The sequence below is a fragment of the Flavobacterium reichenbachii genome (assembly GCF_002217435.1).
GTDB lineage: Bacteria > Bacteroidota > Bacteroidia > Flavobacteriales > Flavobacteriaceae > Flavobacterium > Flavobacterium reichenbachii.
Genome location: NZ_MUHF01000019.1, coordinates 143932 through 161157, shown reverse-complemented (window position 1 = coordinate 161157; position 17226 = coordinate 143932). Strand labels below are relative to the sequence as shown.

At 34.0% G+C, this 17226-nt stretch carries 17 protein-coding genes and 2 tRNA genes; 7 read left to right on the top strand and 12 right to left on the bottom strand.

Annotated features, from left to right (window positions below):
* Window positions 1–75: 75 nt before the first annotated feature.
* The 4 genes from B0A68_RS15815 to B0A68_RS24505 form a co-directional block, all read right to left on the bottom strand.
* Window positions 76–1296, bottom strand: a complete 1221-nt coding sequence (locus B0A68_RS15815) for an MFS transporter (RefSeq protein ID WP_035686770.1) — start codon at window positions 1294–1296, stop codon at window positions 76–78.
* A 179-nt stretch (window positions 1297–1475) separates the two neighbouring features.
* Window positions 1476–2516 carry a Gfo/Idh/MocA family oxidoreductase gene (locus tag B0A68_RS15810; RefSeq protein ID WP_035686773.1) on the bottom strand — a complete coding sequence of 347 codons (1041 nt, stop codon included), beginning with the start codon at window positions 2514–2516 and terminating at the stop codon, window positions 1476–1478.
* Between the two features lie 157 nt (window positions 2517–2673).
* A complete protein-coding gene (locus B0A68_RS15805) occupies window positions 2674–3744 on the bottom strand; it encodes an NADH:flavin oxidoreductase/NADH oxidase (protein ID WP_035686775.1) in 1071 nt (356 codons plus the stop codon).
* Between the two features lie 115 nt (window positions 3745–3859).
* Window positions 3860–4000: a hypothetical protein gene (locus B0A68_RS24505; RefSeq protein ID WP_165571350.1), complete on the bottom strand. Its 141-nt coding sequence runs from the start codon at window positions 3998–4000 to the stop codon at window positions 3860–3862.
* 183 nt (window positions 4001–4183) lie between these two features.
* Between B0A68_RS24505 and rseP the strand changes: the two genes are divergently transcribed.
* The 5 genes from rseP (at window position 4184) to B0A68_RS15780 (ending at window position 6539) form a co-directional block, all read left to right on the top strand.
* Window positions 4184–5530: an RIP metalloprotease RseP gene (rseP, locus tag B0A68_RS15800; RefSeq protein ID WP_035686777.1), complete on the top strand. Its 1347-nt coding sequence runs from the start codon at window positions 4184–4186 to the stop codon at window positions 5528–5530.
* A gap of 86 nt (window positions 5531–5616) precedes the next feature.
* Window positions 5617–5690 (top strand) — tRNA-Asn (locus tag B0A68_RS15795).
* Window positions 5691–5729: 39 nt separating this feature from the next.
* A tRNA-Asn gene (locus B0A68_RS15790) sits at window positions 5730–5803 on the top strand.
* Between the two features lie 58 nt (window positions 5804–5861).
* On the top strand, window positions 5862–6143 hold the full coding sequence (locus tag B0A68_RS15785; RefSeq protein WP_035686780.1) for a GIY-YIG nuclease family protein: 282 nt from the start codon (window positions 5862–5864) through the stop codon (window positions 6141–6143).
* Between the two features lie 114 nt (window positions 6144–6257).
* Entirely contained in the window at window positions 6258–6539 is a 282-nt protein-coding gene (locus B0A68_RS15780; RefSeq protein ID WP_035686783.1) for a GIY-YIG nuclease family protein, read from the top strand.
* A 353-nt stretch (window positions 6540–6892) separates the two neighbouring features.
* Here B0A68_RS15780 and B0A68_RS15775 read toward each other — a convergent pair whose 3' ends face one another.
* The gene (locus B0A68_RS15775; protein ID WP_084679084.1) at window positions 6893–7432 is read right to left on the bottom strand and encodes an alpha-ketoglutarate-dependent dioxygenase AlkB; all 540 of its coding nucleotides are present in this window, start codon (window positions 7430–7432) and stop codon (window positions 6893–6895) included.
* A 133-nt stretch (window positions 7433–7565) separates the two neighbouring features.
* Complete coding sequence (locus B0A68_RS15770; RefSeq protein WP_035686786.1) at window positions 7566–8762, bottom strand: C1 family peptidase; 1197 nt, start codon at window positions 8760–8762, stop codon at window positions 7566–7568.
* A gap of 247 nt (window positions 8763–9009) precedes the next feature.
* Here B0A68_RS15770 and B0A68_RS15765 point away from each other — a divergent pair, with 247 nt between their 5' ends.
* Window positions 9010–9807, top strand: coding sequence for a helix-turn-helix domain-containing protein (locus B0A68_RS15765; RefSeq protein WP_035686789.1), 798 nt, complete (start codon window positions 9010–9012; stop codon window positions 9805–9807).
* A 78-nt stretch (window positions 9808–9885) separates the two neighbouring features.
* Window positions 9886–10746, top strand: a complete 861-nt coding sequence (locus tag B0A68_RS15760; protein WP_035686792.1) for a CPBP family intramembrane glutamic endopeptidase — start codon at window positions 9886–9888, stop codon at window positions 10744–10746.
* A gap of 132 nt (window positions 10747–10878) precedes the next feature.
* On the opposite strand, the gene B0A68_RS15755 is transcribed toward B0A68_RS15760, so the two are convergent.
* From B0A68_RS15755 to B0A68_RS15730, 6 genes are all read right to left on the bottom strand, one after another.
* Entirely contained in the window at window positions 10879–12066 is a 1188-nt protein-coding gene (locus tag B0A68_RS15755; protein WP_051892717.1) for a BamA/TamA family outer membrane protein, read from the bottom strand.
* 58 nt (window positions 12067–12124) lie between these two features.
* Window positions 12125–13102 carry a SphA family protein gene (locus B0A68_RS15750; RefSeq protein ID WP_035686795.1) on the bottom strand — a complete coding sequence of 326 codons (978 nt, stop codon included), beginning with the start codon at window positions 13100–13102 and terminating at the stop codon, window positions 12125–12127.
* Window positions 13103–13148: 46 nt separating this feature from the next.
* A complete protein-coding gene (locus tag B0A68_RS15745) occupies window positions 13149–14357 on the bottom strand; it encodes a helix-turn-helix domain-containing protein (RefSeq protein ID WP_035686798.1) in 1209 nt (402 codons plus the stop codon).
* A 130-nt stretch (window positions 14358–14487) separates the two neighbouring features.
* Window positions 14488–15066: a DUF4136 domain-containing protein gene (locus B0A68_RS15740; protein ID WP_035686801.1), complete on the bottom strand. Its 579-nt coding sequence runs from the start codon at window positions 15064–15066 to the stop codon at window positions 14488–14490.
* 241 nt (window positions 15067–15307) lie between these two features.
* Window positions 15308–16138 (bottom strand): hypothetical protein, encoded by an 831-nt coding sequence (locus tag B0A68_RS15735; protein ID WP_035686805.1) that lies wholly within the window; start codon window positions 16136–16138, stop codon window positions 15308–15310.
* A 14-nt stretch (window positions 16139–16152) separates the two neighbouring features.
* Entirely contained in the window at window positions 16153–17166 is a 1014-nt protein-coding gene (locus B0A68_RS15730; protein WP_084679086.1) for an HAD family hydrolase, read from the bottom strand.
* Between the last annotated feature and the right edge of the window lie 60 nt (window positions 17167–17226).

Here is a 17226-nt window from a genome sequence, read left to right as displayed (position 1 = left end):
ATTTATAATACTAATTTTCTTGTTAATTATTTGTAAAACTTAATGTATTATGCTAATCTGTGTGGGAAAAATTTATTAAGTAGTTCTAATTTTAGAAACCATAAAAGCAATCAAGACCCCAAAGATTCCGATAAAGGCGAAAGAAAACTGAAGACCAAAACTTTGTGCAATATGCCCTATTACGGGAGGTCCCATTAAAAAACCAAGAAAACTCACGCTTGAAACAATAGTCAGGGCTTCTCCAGGAGGCACGGTCGAATTTTTGCCTGCCATACTATATACTGTAGGAACAATAGTAGCGACACCCATACCTACAAACATAAAAGCTATTGTACACGGAATAATATAAGGAAGAAAAACGGCTGTAAAAAGTCCGGCAGAAATCATAACGCCGCTGATCTGCATGACACGTTCGCGACCAAATTTATAAATTAAGCTGTCACCAATAAACCTGCCGCCAGCCATCATAATCATAAAAGAGGTATATCCTAAACCTACCAAAGTACCTGGCGCTTTTACAATATCTTTAAAATAAACACCACTCCAATCAAACATCACTCCTTCGCTGGCCATACTGCAAAAACCAATCACACCAAGCCATAATAAGGCGCTGTCTGGTTTTGAAAATATTTTTTTGTTTGCTGCTGCTTTCTCCTTCATTTTTTCTTTGGCTCTAACCAAAAATTTAAAATTGAAAGCAATCATCAATAAAACAATTCCTGCTACAATGATAAAATGGTGAAGCGGACTTAAATCTAAAGCCAGCATTCCTAAACCTACTAATCCTCCGGTAAAACCTGCAAAACTCCACATGCCGTGAAACGAAGACATAATGGTTTTTCTAAAAAGAACTTCGGTGTAAACTCCTTGTGTATTTACAGCAATATTGGCCAGATTACCAAATAATCCGAACAAAAATAAGCCTAAAGACAACTGCAGTGCTGTACTTGCTAAACCTAAGTTGATTAAGCAGAAAACATACATTATCAAAGAAAAAATCAAGATGCGATGGCTTCCAAACTTGGTTACCATTTTTCCAGAAAAAGGCATAATAACCAATTGTCCAACCGGAAGCAAAAATAGTATAGAACCAAAAGCACCGTCGGTTAAACCTAGTTCAGTTTTAATATCAGGAATTCTGCTTGCCCATGTTGCAAAACTTAAACCCATTCCGAAGTAAAACATTCCAACGGCAAAACGAATTCGATTTAGATAAGATGCTTTTGCTTCTCTAAAAACTTTCTTGATTTTACCTTTGGTTTGAAAAAACGATAACGGATTAAAATTTCCCAGCATAGTCAATCTTTTTTATGATATTTTCAAAAATACTAAAAACCTCGATTGGAGTATCCTATAAAAATCGAGTTCATTAAATTACAACGTTATTGTTTATAAATTGAATATCAGAAATCAATTTTAACACATAGAAACATAATTTTTTAACAATAAAAAATCATGTTTATTAAGTTACAAAATTATAAATCGATTACTTTTTTCTGTGTATTACTTGCAATTGCAGCTTCGATAATCTGCATTACTTTTACGCCGTCTTGTGCTGTAACAGGTTCTGTTTTATCATTTGCGATCGAATCGTAAACTCCATCGAAAAACGAAAAATAATTGCCTTGTAATGTTGGCACTTTTTCACGAACTGCTTTTCCGTCGATTTCTGTGTTTAAAATTCCTTGTAAATCCTCAGATTCTTTCCCCCATGATTCCAGGTTTGGCTTCTTTCCGATTTTTAATTCATCTTCCTGAACATCGCCTCGTGGTTTTAAAAACGATCCTTTTTTACCATGAATCGTGTATGCAGGATTTGCTTCTCTAACAAAGAAACTAGCTTTTAATCGTACTCTGAATTCATCGTAAATCAATAATAAATCAATCCAATCGTCAACTAGAGAATTCTCTCTTGTATAGCGAATATCTGCAAAAACCGATTTTGGAGAACCAAATAACGCAACGGCCTGATCGATTAAATGCGGACCTAAATCTTTTAAAATTCCGGCTCCGTCATTGACCGTTTCTTTATGTGCTTTCGGACTTAATACAGGGTTATATCTGTCAAAATGAAATTCGGCTTCGACCAAATCTCCCAAAACTCCTTCATTAATTATTTTTTGAATAGTTTTAAAATCACTGTCCCAGCGTCTGTTCTGAAAAACGGACAGTTTTAATCCTTTTTCTTTTGCGATTGAAGCTAATTCTTCGGCTTCGGCCACAGTGGTTGTAAATGCTTTTTCTACCACTGCATGTTTTCCTGCCAGAAGCACTTTTTTGGCATATTCGTAATGTGTGCCAACTGGTGTATTTACGATTACCAAATCGACATTGTCTGCTAATAAATTATCGATTGAAGGATAACTTTTTACGCTTGGATAATCTTCCTGAATTAGTTTTTTACTTCGTTCCCAAGAACCTAATAATTCAAATCCCGGATGAATGTCTAAAAATGGAGCGTGAAATACTTTCCCCGACATTCCGTATGATAATAGTGCTGTTTTTATTTTTTCCATTTGTTCTTATTTTTTTGCCACAGATTATTTGATTAAAAAAAAGTTGCCACGAATTGCACGAATTTTCACGAATTAATTTAAACGAAACTGATTTGTGCAAATTCGTGCAATTCGTGACAAAATATAATCATAACTGTGAAATCTGTAGCTATATTTCTTAAATTTTAGCTCTTTCGTATTGTTTTGGCCATTGAATTTCATCGTTTAATTCTTTTGCAAAATCTAAAGGTAAATTGGGGTTTCTCAAAGATTCTCTGGCAAATAAAATTAAATCGGCTTGGCCATTTTCTAAAATTGCTTCGGCTTGTTTGGCTTCAGTAATTAAACCGACTGCACCGGTTAAAATAGTGGCTTCTTTTTTGACTTGTGCTGCAAAAGGAATCTGATATCCCGGACCAATATTAATCTTTTGATGCGAAACCAATCCGCCTGAAGAAACATCTATTAAATCTACACCTTTTTCTTTTAATATTTTTGAAAGTTCTACAGATTCTTCTGGATTCCAACCTCCGTCTGCCCAATCTGTGGCAGAGATTCTAACAAATAATGGCAGATCTGAAGGCCATTCTGACTGAACAGCTTCGACAATTTCTAATGTAAATCGAATTCTGTTTTCAAAACTTCCGCTGTATTCATCGGTTCTGATATTCGTTAGAGGCGATAAAAACTGGTGCAATAAATAACCGTGTGCAGCGTGAATTTCCAAAACCTGATATCCTGCTGCAACCACTCTTTTTGTGGCTGCTTTAAAATCAGAAATCACTTTTTGGATTCCGTCATTATCCAAAGCTTCTGGAAGAAAAGGCTCATTATCATGATACGGAACTGCACTTGGTGCAACGGTCTGCCATCCGCCTTGAGCGAAATCTAATTTTTTATTGCCCAGCCACGGTGCAGAAACACTTGCTTTACGTCCTGCATGCGCCAATTGAATTCCGGGAATCGAATTTTGAGAAACAATAAATTCGTTTATTTCTTTTAGTTTCTCAATGTGTTCGTCTTTCCAAATTCCTAAATCAGAAGGAGAAATTCTTGCTTCAGGGGAAACTGCCGTTGCTTCCTGAATGATTAAACCTGCACCTCCAGAAGCGCGACTGCCCAAGTGTACTAAATGCCAATTGTCTGCAAATCCGTCAACTGATGAATATTGACACATTGGAGAAATAACAATCCTATTTTTGAAAGTAATTTTTTTAATGGAAATTGGGGAGAATAATCTTGATGCCATAGGTGTAACTTTTAGTGGTTTTTGACTATCAATTGGGTACGATAGTCATTAGAAAAGTAAAGTTACAGCATCTTGGTAAAATGAGAAATCTAAATGTTTATTAATTAACAAACATTTAAATCAAACCTTGTTTATTCAATAGACTATAATATTCTGCTTTGTGTCCCAATAAATCTAAATGGTTTCCAGACTCCACTATTATCAGCTCTTTCATCACCATTATTCTATCAGCATTTGCAATTGTGTGTATAGACATTTGTAACATTCTGGCCAAATGAATTACTAATAGTTTAATATAAAAAAGGGTGTGAATTTGCCAATTGAAAACTAAGCACAATTATTAACAAACATTTAAAACCTTAAGTAGTATCTTGCGGTTTAAAATTAAATAAGAAAACGTACTTTTGTGCGTTTAAAATTTACGAACTAAAAATACAAAATGGATATAGTTATCAAACTCTCTCAATTTCTATTGAGTTTATCTTTACTTATTATTCTTCACGAATTAGGGCATTTTATCCCTGCAAAATTATTTAAAACAAGAGTCGAAAAATTTTACTTATTTTTTGATGTTAAATATTCACTGTTAAAAAAGAAAATCGGCGAAACAGAATACGGAATCGGATGGTTACCGCTGGGAGGTTATGTAAAAATCTCGGGAATGATAGACGAAAGTATGGACAAAGAGCAAATGGCTCTGCCACCTCAGCCTTGGGAATTTCGTTCTAAACCAGCTTGGCAGCGTCTGATCATTATGCTTGGCGGTGTTACTGTAAATTTTATCCTGGCTTTTATTATATATATAGGTATGGCTTTTGTTTATGGCGATAATTACGTAGCTAATGCCGATTTAAAAGATGGTGTCTGGGTAACTAATCCTGCAATTGAAAAAGCGGGCGTGCAAACTGGAGATAAAATAATTGCTATTAATGGTAAAAAAATGGATCGATACGATGATATCGCCAAAAATTTATTCATGGCAAATGAAGTTACTATCCAAAGAAACAACGAAGAGAAAACAATTAAGTTCCCAATCAATATCATTAATAAAATCAGCAACTCTGGAGTAAAACATTCTTTAGTAGAAATGAGAATTCCGTTTATAATTGCAGGATTTGAGAAAGATTCTCCAAACTCAAAAAATTTAAAAACTGCCGACATTATTACACACTTAAATGGTATTCCATTACAATATGTTGATGAAGCGGTAGAGATATTTAAAAAGTATAAAAACCAAACAGTTCCAGCAACTATTAAAAGAGATGGAAAAGTAATCCAGACTACAATCAAATTTAATGATAAATCTAAATCGGGAGTGGCTTACGCTACTAGAATACCTTATTCTAATATCGAAAAACTGAATCTTTACAAAGTGAACCGTCAAACATTTGGTTTTTTCGAGTCAATTCCAATTGGGATCAATATGGGTGTAAATACAGTTATTGATTACGGAGGTCAGCTTAAAAAGATTTTCAATCCTAAAACCGAAGCTTATAAAGAAGTGGGTGGTTTTGCAGCTATTTTTAATGTTTTTCCAGAAACTTGGAGCTGGACAGCCTTTTGGTCAATCACTGCTTTATTGTCAATTATGCTTGGAGTTATGAATTTATTGCCAATTCCAGCTCTTGACGGCGGACATGTGATGTTTTTATTATACGAAATTATCAGTGGTAAAAAACCAAGTGATAAATTCCTTGAAAACGCCCAAATGGTTGGCTTTGTACTACTTATAGCACTGCTTTTATTTGCAAACGGAAACGATATTTATAAGGCAATTATGAAGTAGAAAAAAAAATCAAGAAAAAGAGTTAAAATATTTTTGAGAAACTAAAAATTCGATTATATTTGCACTCGCTAAAAAGAGCAACAACTTCCTCCTTAGCTCAGTTGGTTAGAGCATCTGACTGTTAATCAGAGGGTCCTTGGTTCGAGCCCAAGAGGGGGAGCAAACTTTTTTTAGCAAACATATTTACCTTTAAGGTGATTCCTCCTTAGCTCAGTTGGTTAGAGCATCTGACTGTTAATCAGAGGGTCCTTGGTTCGAGCCCAAGAGGGGGAGCTTATTAAATACCACTTACAAATGTAAGTGGTATTTTTTTTGCTCAAAATTTAATTCTATGAATATTGTTTACATTCTTCACTCTGATAAGCTGAACCGATTTTATATTGGTTTTACATCTGATTTTGATATTAGAATGGAATTTCATAAAAATGCTGAATCTAATAAATTCACAGCAAATGCTGAAGACTGGGGGTTATTTCTCCAAATATCATGTGAAAATAAAACTCAAGCTTTAAGCATTGAAAAACACATTAAGAAAATGAAAAGCAAAACTTATATTGAAAATCTAATTAAGTATCCGGACATCATTCTTAAACTCAAAGAAAAATATAAATAGACTGTTAATCAGAGCCCCGAAAGCTTTCGGGGTTGGTTCGAGCCCAAGAGGGGGAGCTTATTAAATACCACTTACATCTGTAAGTGGTATTTTTTTGCTCAAAATTTAATTTCTATGAATATTGTTTACATTCTTCACTCTGATAAGCTGAACCGATTTTATATTGGTTTTACATCTGATTTTGATATTAGAATGGAATTTCATAAAAATGCTGAATCTAATAAATTCACAGCAAATGCTGAAGACTGGGGATTATTTCTCCAAATATCATGTGAAAATAAAACTCAAGCTTTAAACATTGAAAAACACATTAAGAAAATGAAAAGCAAAACTTATATTGAAAATCTAATTAAGTATCCGGACATCATTCTTAAACTCAAAGAAAAATATAAATAGACTGTCAATCAGAGCCCCAATAGCTATCGGGGTTGGTTCGAGCCCAAGAGGGGGAGCTTAAAAAAAAGACTATCATTCGATAGTCTTTTTTTTGCTTTATACTGAAAAATAGTAATCCCTGTGGTTTCAAACGTGAGATACGTATTGTTACGAATGCATCGTCGAGATTCTTTGCGCTCCAACGGTTGAAACCGTTGGCTTTGTTTATTCTGAAAGATTCTATCATATTTTCAACTATAGCCCGCGGTTTCAACCGTGGGATACGTATTGTTATAAATACATCGTCGAGATTCTTTGTACCACAACGATTGAAATTGTTGATTTTGTAGTCATTTATTTTCCGCAAGACTTTTTTACACTAATAACTTCCTAAAAGTAAGGCTTATTCTTTCTGCAGTATCATTTTCTACTTCTGGCAAAATAGAGTGAAGCCAAAACTCCTGAACGGTTTGAGTCATATAAAATAAGCTATTGGGATGAAGCAGGATATCGTAAGTAATTTTAGCATCTGACTTATTTTTAAATCGCATTATTCTTTTGTTACCCAATGAAACAATAGCAATCCCGGTATTATCAGACAAAATATCTATTTGATCTGAATGAAAACCCATTTTTGATTCTCCATTTTCATAATAGTTAATAAGACAATTGTTAATCGCAAAACCAAGCTTTTCTTCAACTATCGAGGCAACTTCAGAAATATAATCAGGAAAGGGAACAAATGGATACGATATATTAGAGTAGTTGTAAGGAACACCATAACTAATAGTTTTCCTGGATTTAATTTCGTTATTCCACTCTGAATCATTTTTTATTTTTTGGAATAAAAACCCATGATCTATCAGTAGATCTTCTTCTATTTTTATTTCAGCAAGTAATTCCGTTATATCCATTCTGATTATTTTTAATGCAATTTATAAAATTTTACAGATTCGAAATAGTACATCATAGTGCAATTGTTAGAAAATAAAAAAGCAACGCTGCTTTTCAGTAACGTTGCTTTTTTATAAGAAAATCTAATAAATCTTAAACCCCTAACTTCTTAGCAATCTCAGTTGGAATTCCGCCTTTATTTACCATTAAAGCAGTAGTTTTATATTTCACGAAATTTTTGGTTACGAATAAGAAACCTTTGTAGTCGTTTGTTTCTCCCCACGAATTTTTTACGATATAATATTCTTTTCCGGTTTGGTCTTTTGCAATACCAATAATATGCATTCCGTGATCGTCTGTTGTCGTGTAGTTATCAAACGCAGCCTGACGCATTTCTGGAGTGATTTCCGGCTCTGCTTTTGGTCCGTTAAACATATCTGCTTTTTCTTCTGCAGTCATGTCATCAAACTTCTTGGTTGGCACGTATGCCACACCGTTTTTCCAGCTGAAGCTTTTCTCACTTACATCTGTAGCCCAAGCTACAGTATATCCTTTTTTTAATGCATTGTCGATAACATCTGTCATGTCATTTACTTTTACGTTGTAAACCTGATCAAGAGACCAGTTGTCTGGTACCATCATAGTTGTTTTTTGGTAGTACGGAGAAGTTGTAAACGAAGACAGCTCTACGTATTCATCTGGGTTAATTCCTACCACTTCTTTAGCAAAAGACTGCGGTGTATAATTTTTACCTTTGTAAGTAAAGTTCTCAGGCACTTTTCCTAAATAAGAATCAATAACGGCTGCGTATGCTTTTTGCCAGTTTGGCGTTAATTCTCCATTTGGATTTTTAACCACCGCAGACAAAACTCCTTCTATTAAAGCGGCCATTTCTGCAAATTTATTTTTATCTGTTCCGTAGTTTAATCCCGTGTAAACTTCTCTCGGAACTGTTCCGTATTTTTTGTACATATTAATTACATCGTGCAGTGCACCTCCGTCACCTAATGCGATTGCACCGTGCATACGAACGTAATTCACTCCTTTTTCTACATAAACATTTCGTGCAGAAAAAATCTGAGATAGTTCTACAGGCTGTTTTCCTAAACGAATCATTTCTGACTCTAAAAATGAATTTGAAGCATAACTCCAGCAAGTTCCAGAAGAACCCTGAGCTTTTACAGATGTTGTTCCTAAGTTAACTACTTCGGTGAATTTAAAGTTTTCTTTACTTTTATCACTCGCATTTAACTTTAATGAATTTACCAAAACGTCTTGTGCAAAACAGCCGCTTACAGCAACTAAAAAAGCAGATGCAGCAAAAACTGATTTCATTGTATTTTTATACATAATCAAAAGATTTAAATAGTTAACTTATTAGTATGTCTAATTTTATTTTTGTTACAAAACAATTAAATATCAGGTAAAAAAACTATTATTTTTCCGTTAATATTTACACAATGTTTTTCTTAAGCATCCAAACCTTACAAATTACGCAAAACAACAGCTTTTTTTGAAATTTATAATTACTGCATTATTAATAATTTAAATAAGTAGTATTTTGGTCTTTTATTAAATGCCACACTGATATCTGAAAATGTACGAACTTGAAAAAGAAAAATACTTAGGTAATACCAAAAACATCTTCAATACCAATCAAGGAATTGCAGTTGTAGAAACTGAGTATCAGAATAAGGTGTATGAAGGCTGGCATTCGCATAATAATGCGCATATAACGCTTTTCTTAAAAGGCGGTACTACAGAAAAACGAAAAAACTTTAGCGAAACAGTAGGCCCCGGTTCCTTATTATTTTATCACAGCGATGAATTGCATCTGAATCAGGAAACGCTTTTTCCGTCCCGAAATATTAATATCGAAATTGAAGAGAATCTTTTGAAAGAACTTCAAATTAACGAAGCTGTAATAGAAAAATCGGTTCAGAATACTGCATTAACCAAATTTCTGATTCTTAAAATTTTTAAAGAAACACAAACGGCAGATACTTTTTCTAACGATACTATTAAAATGCTGTTTTCTCAATTATCTAATACGCACGAACATCTGAAACGGTTTGAAAAGAGTCCGTTTTGGGTTAAAAGCCTCAATGAATTATTGAACGACTGCTGGAACGAAAATCCAAATTTGCAGGATCTGTCACAAGTTTTACACCTCAATCCGATTACAATTTCAAAACATTTTCCTAAATATTTTGGCTGCACTTTGGGAGAATATATGCGTAGAATTAAGATTGAACGCTCGTTATCACTGATACAATCCAATCAAAATAATTTGACCGAAGTCGCACTCGAATGCGGATTTGCCGATCAGAGTCATTTTATTAGAACCTTTAAAAACCAAACCGGGTTTCTTCCAAAGCAATTTCAAAAATTATAAAAGAGGCAAATTTCATTCTATTTTTTGGTTTTAAGGCAGTCTAAATTTGCTTTAAATTAATACTTAAACCAAATTTAAATGGAAACCCCTACTGCAAAACAAAAAATATTTAATTCTCCTATTACCAAAATCATTCTTGCCTTACTGGTCTTTATGGCAGTAGTTATTATTGGCCAGCAGATTGCTTCAAAATTATTGGCGCTGACTCCTCTCGACAAAAATTACAGAAACCTTCTAAAAGGACTTTTTGTTTCTACAGCATGCATTTTCAGCTATATTCTTTTCTTTAAAAAGTACGACAAAAGAACCGTTACAGAATTTGCTGTAAAAGGACTTTTTAAAAATCTTTTCATTGGCATCTCAATTGGTTTTGTACTTCAGTCTTTAACGATCTTAATAATGTACCTCAACGGAAATTACAGCGTTGTAAACATCAATCCGATTTCATTTATCCTGATTCCGTTTGCCCTTATGTTTACAGTTGCTATTATTGAAGAAATATTGGTGCGCGGCATTATATTTAGAATTATGGAGGAAAAACTGGGAAGTTATATTGCACTGACAATTTCGTCTGTACTATTTGGAGTTTTTCATTTAATAAATCCGCACAGTACTTTGATTTCGTCAATATGTATAACGACTGCCGGTTTTTTATTTGGCGTAATTTTTATTTACAGTCGTAATTTATGGATGCCAATTGCACTGCATTTTGCATGGAATTTTACACAGTCTGGAATTTTTGGAGCGATAACCTCTGGAAACGAAAAAACCAACAGCTTACTAGAAGCCAAAATACAAGGTCCGGAATTGATTACCGGAGGAGCATTTGGTCCCGAAGGATCAATTCAGGCAATTGTTTTATGTGCTTTAGCAACAATTGTATTATTGGTTCTGATTCATAAAGAGAATAAAATTATTAAGCCATATTGGAGAAAATAAAAAGTCTTTCAGTCACTAATAGTAAAATCAGTTCGGATTTCTGGCAGTATAGTAACGATCAGAAATCCGAACTGATTTAAGTTTTGCCATTTTAACTTTTGACTTTTGACTTTTTAACTTTGGACTAAAAATCTATCTAAGCCAATTACTTCCAAAAACAATATAATAAGCCCAATCTTCGGGACCTTTTGCTACATCTACGCCCATTCTGAGTTTAAATTTTCTTGCGAGTAAATACCTGAAACCCGTTCCGTAACTGTAAACAACTGGTTTTGCAAAAGCTTTGTCCCAATCGTTAAAAGCGCTCGCCAAGCCGCCGTAACCCATAATACTCCATCTTCGGTAAACATCCCATCTTAATTCGGCTTCGGTAACAATACTGGTTTTTCCCTGATATCTTGCCGCTGGAATTCCTCTTAAATTAATTCCTGGCAAAAGATAAAACGGAGGTTTCCCAAATGCCTGTTCGCCTTCAATTCTCAGTCCGCCAATTAATTTTTTTGTTAATGGATAAAAACCTATTGCAGATAAGTTAACACGCCAAGCATCATAATCACTGCCAATGGCATTATCTGACCAAAAGAAATCTGATTGAAACCTTATTCCTTTATCTGGTGTAAATATATTGTCTCGTCCGTCAAATTGAATCGCTCCTCCCAACTGACTTATGGTACTCTTTATGTCTTTTGGTTCAACAAAGGGCGGAGGAATATTTACATCTGGTAAATTGATTTTAGAATTTAAAAACAGATACTGTGGGCCCGCACTCCATTTGGGGTTATTAAATTGCTTTAGCCACTGTGTATAAAATATAGTCGACTTAAAATTGAGTTTAAACTCCTGATCCTTTAGATTGGGCAGATTGTTTGCATAAAATGATACATTCATATCGCCGTAACCTGCCATAACCCGATATAATATTCTGGATTTTATTAGACTTCCTGAACGAAAAGCGCCTGCCATCCAGCTTTTATTTCCGGTATACATTCCGATACCGCCCGTGATATCCGGATTTATAAAACGTTTTTTACCGTTTTCGTCAATTACCGGAGCGTGTTTTTTTAAGAAGACCGGAACAATTGCGCCCCCTATTCCGCCCAAAGCAGGTTCTGTAATAACAGTTGGAACTACAATAAAACCATGTGCATAAATAATATAATCGCTTAAATCGAAAGCTCCGTCGAGAGAATCTTTTAAACTAATATGCTGTTTCTGCGCCATTATGGTTTGAAAAGAAATAAAACAAATGGCAGAAATGAAAATCATTTTTTGAAAAAGTTTTCTGTTTTTTATCGAAAAATCTGAATTTTTATTTCTCATTTACATTCATTTTAAATTTTATAATATTCATTTAAAAATCATCAGCTTAAATAAAATTCTACTTATTATTTTTCTCTTTTTCCAGGCTAAAAACATGGGCAAGTGTCAGAAAGAAAGTATTTCCCTGAAAACGGTTTACAGCACCCATTTCAGAAATCCATCTCAATCCGGCAGAAGTTCTACAGCCGATATGAAAATAATTAACCTCTGCACCAACTCCTCCGATTCTGTCTTTTTCGGGCTCCAGAATAAGATTTCCTGCGGGAATTTTATCATTAGAAACTTTAAATTGCATATAATAAATCAATCCTGCATTCAATATAGATTTTGGGGCCGTTTTTTCAGCATTCATCATATAAAATGTTTTACCCAAACCACCTTCAACACTCAAAATGTCTCCGGTTTTAATTTCTGTATCTTTCTTTTTTCCATTAATTTCATAAGATGCTAAAACCGAAAAATGAAAGGTTTTTTTATCATTAAAAAACAAAGTTGTTCCTCCAGAAAACTCATTAATAAACATTCCTAAACCTGCATTATCTGATGCTCCTGCGGTGAATCTTCCTGTGGGCAGATATAGGGAATAATTAAAAACAAAATCGGCTCTTTTGTTATGCCAGCCGAGCTGAACAGGCTGTAGAAACATATCTGTAAGTGCAAGTGAATTTTTAGAATCAATAGTATTTCCCTGTATGGTATTGGAGGCAAAAGCAAGCAGAATCGTTGCTCCATAATTGGCTCCCAAAATTTTAAGATCGCTTATATAAGCTGCACCAGCACCTGTTATAAACATATTTATATCAGGATTCGATATCGATTCGTCTCCGTCTTCATTTCGTAACGAACAAGCATTATAAAAATAACCTGGAACATACACACTCAAAGTATTTGCTGGAGCCTGAGTTCCCGACTGCAATCCCATGGCTCCCAAAATATGACCTCCTTTGAGCTGAGCCTGGCTAAAAATAAAAAAGAATAGAAATAATAATGTTAGTACTGATTTTATTGTTTGTCTTTGTTTCATTTTCGTTTTCATGGTATCTTGTTTACATTAATAAAACTTCACAATCGATCTTTACAATCTATTTCTCCTCTGTATGCAGATCTTTTAAAAAATAAGATTTGTTTTTTTGAGTGCTGATCCTTATTATCCTGAAATATTCTGAAGGAGATTTTCCGGTATGTTTTATAAATGCCCTAAAACAAGTAGTTCTCGACTTAAAACCAGAAGCCCAAGCCATTCCTTCGAGTGATAAATCCTTCCAGTCAGAATCGTTTATTTTTTCCTTAAAATATTCTATTCGTTTTAAATTGATGTAATCCTGAAAATGAAGATTAAATTCTGAATTGATCAAATTTGAAAGATTATTTACACTAATTCCAGATTCTTCTGCTATATCGCGCATGACTAAATCTTTCTTTAAAAAGAGTTTTTTTGACACAAAAATGCTTTCTAATTTGTCCAGATACAGCTTTTTTTTCTCAGGTGTTAATTCTTTTGCCACTGGCAAAGAAAACTTTGTTTCTTTTGAAATAATCGATTCAAAATTATCTTCTATAAAGTTTAGTTCTTCACTATTATCATCTTCTGCATTATAAAAAATCTGCGGTTTAAAGTAAAGCCATCCGACAGTAAAAATAAGCACCGCAGCAATTAGAAAGGAACAGTAAAATTCTAAAGCATCAATTTTATTAATTAAAAAGAAATGCACAAAAAGTGTAGAAAATAAAACCAAAACCACCAAATTGTAAATCCTGATCCAGTTTAAAATTTTTATTTTTTGCTGTTGATTTTCTTTAAATTTTTGCAGATCATATTCTAAGACCATCATGGTTTGACAAAATGCATACAAAAGCCAAATGCTTAAACTCAACATTGAAAACGGACTTTTTGTTCTGGCCAAAAGATTATCAATAGCATAAATGTCAACATGATTTCCTGCTAAAGCCATAAGAGTCAGCGAGAAATATATTAGAAAGGGCAAAAAATGAAGCCACTCGTATTTTTTGAAAAACCACTGCGGAAACAGTACATTTCGAACATACAAAAAAGCACATGGAGCTGCTAAAAAAATAAAAGATTTTGCAATTATAAGCAGATCTGGAAAATCTCTAAAAACATTTGCATACAAGTAAAAATTATAGATGCTAACAATGGCCAGACTGAGTAGAAAAAGTCCTAAGAAAAAACACCTGGAGTAATTTTTCTTTGAAAAAAGAACTCTAAAAGAGGTCGCAAAGCCAACAATTGCAGCTATAAAAAAGAAAAGCGAAAGTATAATGTCAATCATAATTTTTAAGTATAATTACAATTAGATTGTTCATCTTCTATTTGATTCTAAACAAATAGAAAATACAAACGCATTTTATACAGGTTGTACTTCTCAACTGAAATACAACTCATATAAATAAAGATTCGGTTTATTTTTGTACTGCTCCGGGAGGAAAACCTTCCAGAATTTTTTTAACAGCACCATTAATGAATTCTTCAGGATTATCTGGCTTGCTGTCAATTTCAGCATTACCAATTCCCTGCCATAGCAGTTTTTGAGTTTTAGCAGATACAATGTCAATAATTAAGGAGCCATCGACATAATCGTAGGTATTAAATGTAGTGTTTGCGCCGCCCATCATAGCACCGCCACCCCAATATCCGTATGGACGATACATTCCTCCATAACCATAAAAATCAGTGTTTGCTGATACTGAGGTTTTATTTTTTAGGATGGAAACGGCATTTACTTTCAAGTCGGGATTATCGCTTTCTGTAAATCCTTTGGCAATCATTCCTGCACGAATTGCATTGGTAACACGGTCAACATTTAATTGGTTTACCTGTCCTTGCTGTGCTTTTAGATCATATACTGCAAAGGTTTTGTATTCTCCAAAATTTGCCGAGTGATCATAATCGGTAGTAACTTTTACAGTTGGGGAACAGCTGTAAATTAAACCCAAAAATAATATTGGGAGGATTCGAAGATTTGTTTGTTTGGTATTCATCTTGTGGTATTTTAAATTATTAATTAAAATTGTTTAACTCAAGATTATTAAATCCTGAATGAAAAAAAATGGGGGTTAAATTCAAAACAAAAACAATTTAATAACCTAAATAACAATAAGTTATATATCAAAGGTAAATCATTTTTATCGAATAAAATTTATTATAACTAAAAATATTCTTACTTTATCAAAAAAGAAGGTTTTTCTTATTTGGCTGTGCAATTTTCTAATTATCAAATATTTAAGAGCCAGGAAACACAAAGCCTAAAGTAACTCTCAAGCCCCAATCTGGCTTAATTTGCGAAGGTCCAGTTATCGGAATTAAAGGAGAAATAGCAAATTGAACTACCTGATTCCCCAGTTTTGTTACAGCTCCTATGGAAGGATTTAATGAAATTAGTGTTGTTTTTGCTTCCCAGTTTTGAGTAATTTCAGCATTAATACCTAAACTCGCACCGCTTTTGTAACTATGAGAAAGGAATATTTGTGTATAAAATTGATTCACATCGGCACGATTTTCATCTCCTGCAACTGACCAAATTTGATTGGCAATAAAACCAATTGAAAGGCCTTTTCCCTGATGCATAACTAATACACTTGGACCAATGCCAAATTTCTCGGTTCCTAGTAGTTTATCTGTAGCTGTTGGAACTAAAAATGCGGGTCCGATTCCTAAAATAAGTCCTTTGGTTTTGGGAGCAAAAAATGCTGTAATTGTTGCATCACTTAGACCAAATTCATGTGTGTTTTCGCCTGTAATATCTCTTTGATCTACAACTGGTACTATATAACGAGTAATTAAATTTAGATTTTCTGTTAATTTAAAAGGAATTATCGGCTGTATATTGATCGTATATTTTGAACCATTAAAAGGGCCAATACCATAGCTTAGATTATTCTGCAAAGGCACACTAATCAAACTTGCGACAGGGTTTGCCAATTTATCTGCCAGTTCTTGTGCACTTGCTCCTGCTTTTGGCTCAGTTTCCTGAGCAATTACCGCAAAAGAAACCAAAGTAAAAACAATAGTAGTTAGAATTTTAAACTCAAAGCCGGTTTTGGATCTTTTCATGATAGTTAAATTTATTAATCTGCAAAAACTTTCTTCCAATCGTCTTTTATACTCACTACATGCCATTTGTTTTTAGCAGCTGTATTCAATGACAGATTATCTTTTTCCTGATAACTGTATTCTCTGATAGAATCATTATGGTTGACCAGCAATTGAAAAGAAGGATGTGTATTACCCTGCGAATACTGCAGCATGGCAATATCACCGGCACCACCTTCGTTGCCGCAAGCAAAAACGGGACGCTGGCCAATATGTAATTGTATGGCGGCAGGTTTACCTCCTTTATCATTAAAATGATCTAAAGCAGGTTCTCTTTTAATGCTGTTTGAAGTGTCATCGAACGAATATTTAAAAGAAGTTCCCACTACCTGACTTTTTGGAACTCCGTAAAAATCCTGAGATATTGCACGAACAAATTCAACTGTTCCGCCTGTTACAATAAACGTTTTGAATCCGTTGGCACGGAGGTAATTTAGTAACTCTAATTGAGGCTGGTATCTAATCTGTTTTAAAGAAACATTTTTTCCCGGATACTTTGCTGTAGCGTAAAAATCTTTAGCCGAAATCTCAAACTCATCTTCGGTCAGACCGGTATGAGTAGCCGCAACTAATTCTATTAAAGCTTTTTCGCCGCCTTTTTCAAAAAAGGTTTTATCTTTTTCTACCACAGCTTTAAACGGTTGTTTTTGTGCTAAAGCAGGATTGGCTTCAATCATTTTCTTCACTCTGTAATAAGCAAATAATTCCTGAGCCAAGGGTTTTTCAGCCCAAAGTGTTCCGTCATTATCAAAAGTGGCAATTCTATCTTCTACCGGAATAAAATCCGGAGTATCTTTTGTAGTGACTTTTTTTACGTAGGCAATAATGTCATTTTTTAATTTGCCATCGTTCCAGCTTGGCAGTGGATTATCGCTATAGGCAACAGCAGCCGTACTGTCTTTAGGATTTGCAGTAGCGGTTGCTTCATTTTTTTTACAGGAAATCAGTAAAAATAGAAATAGGGGTACTAGATATATTTTTCTATACATGATCTTGATTTTTTAGGCAAACAGAGCCTTGAACTTTAAAAGTTTAGACTCTGTTTTTTC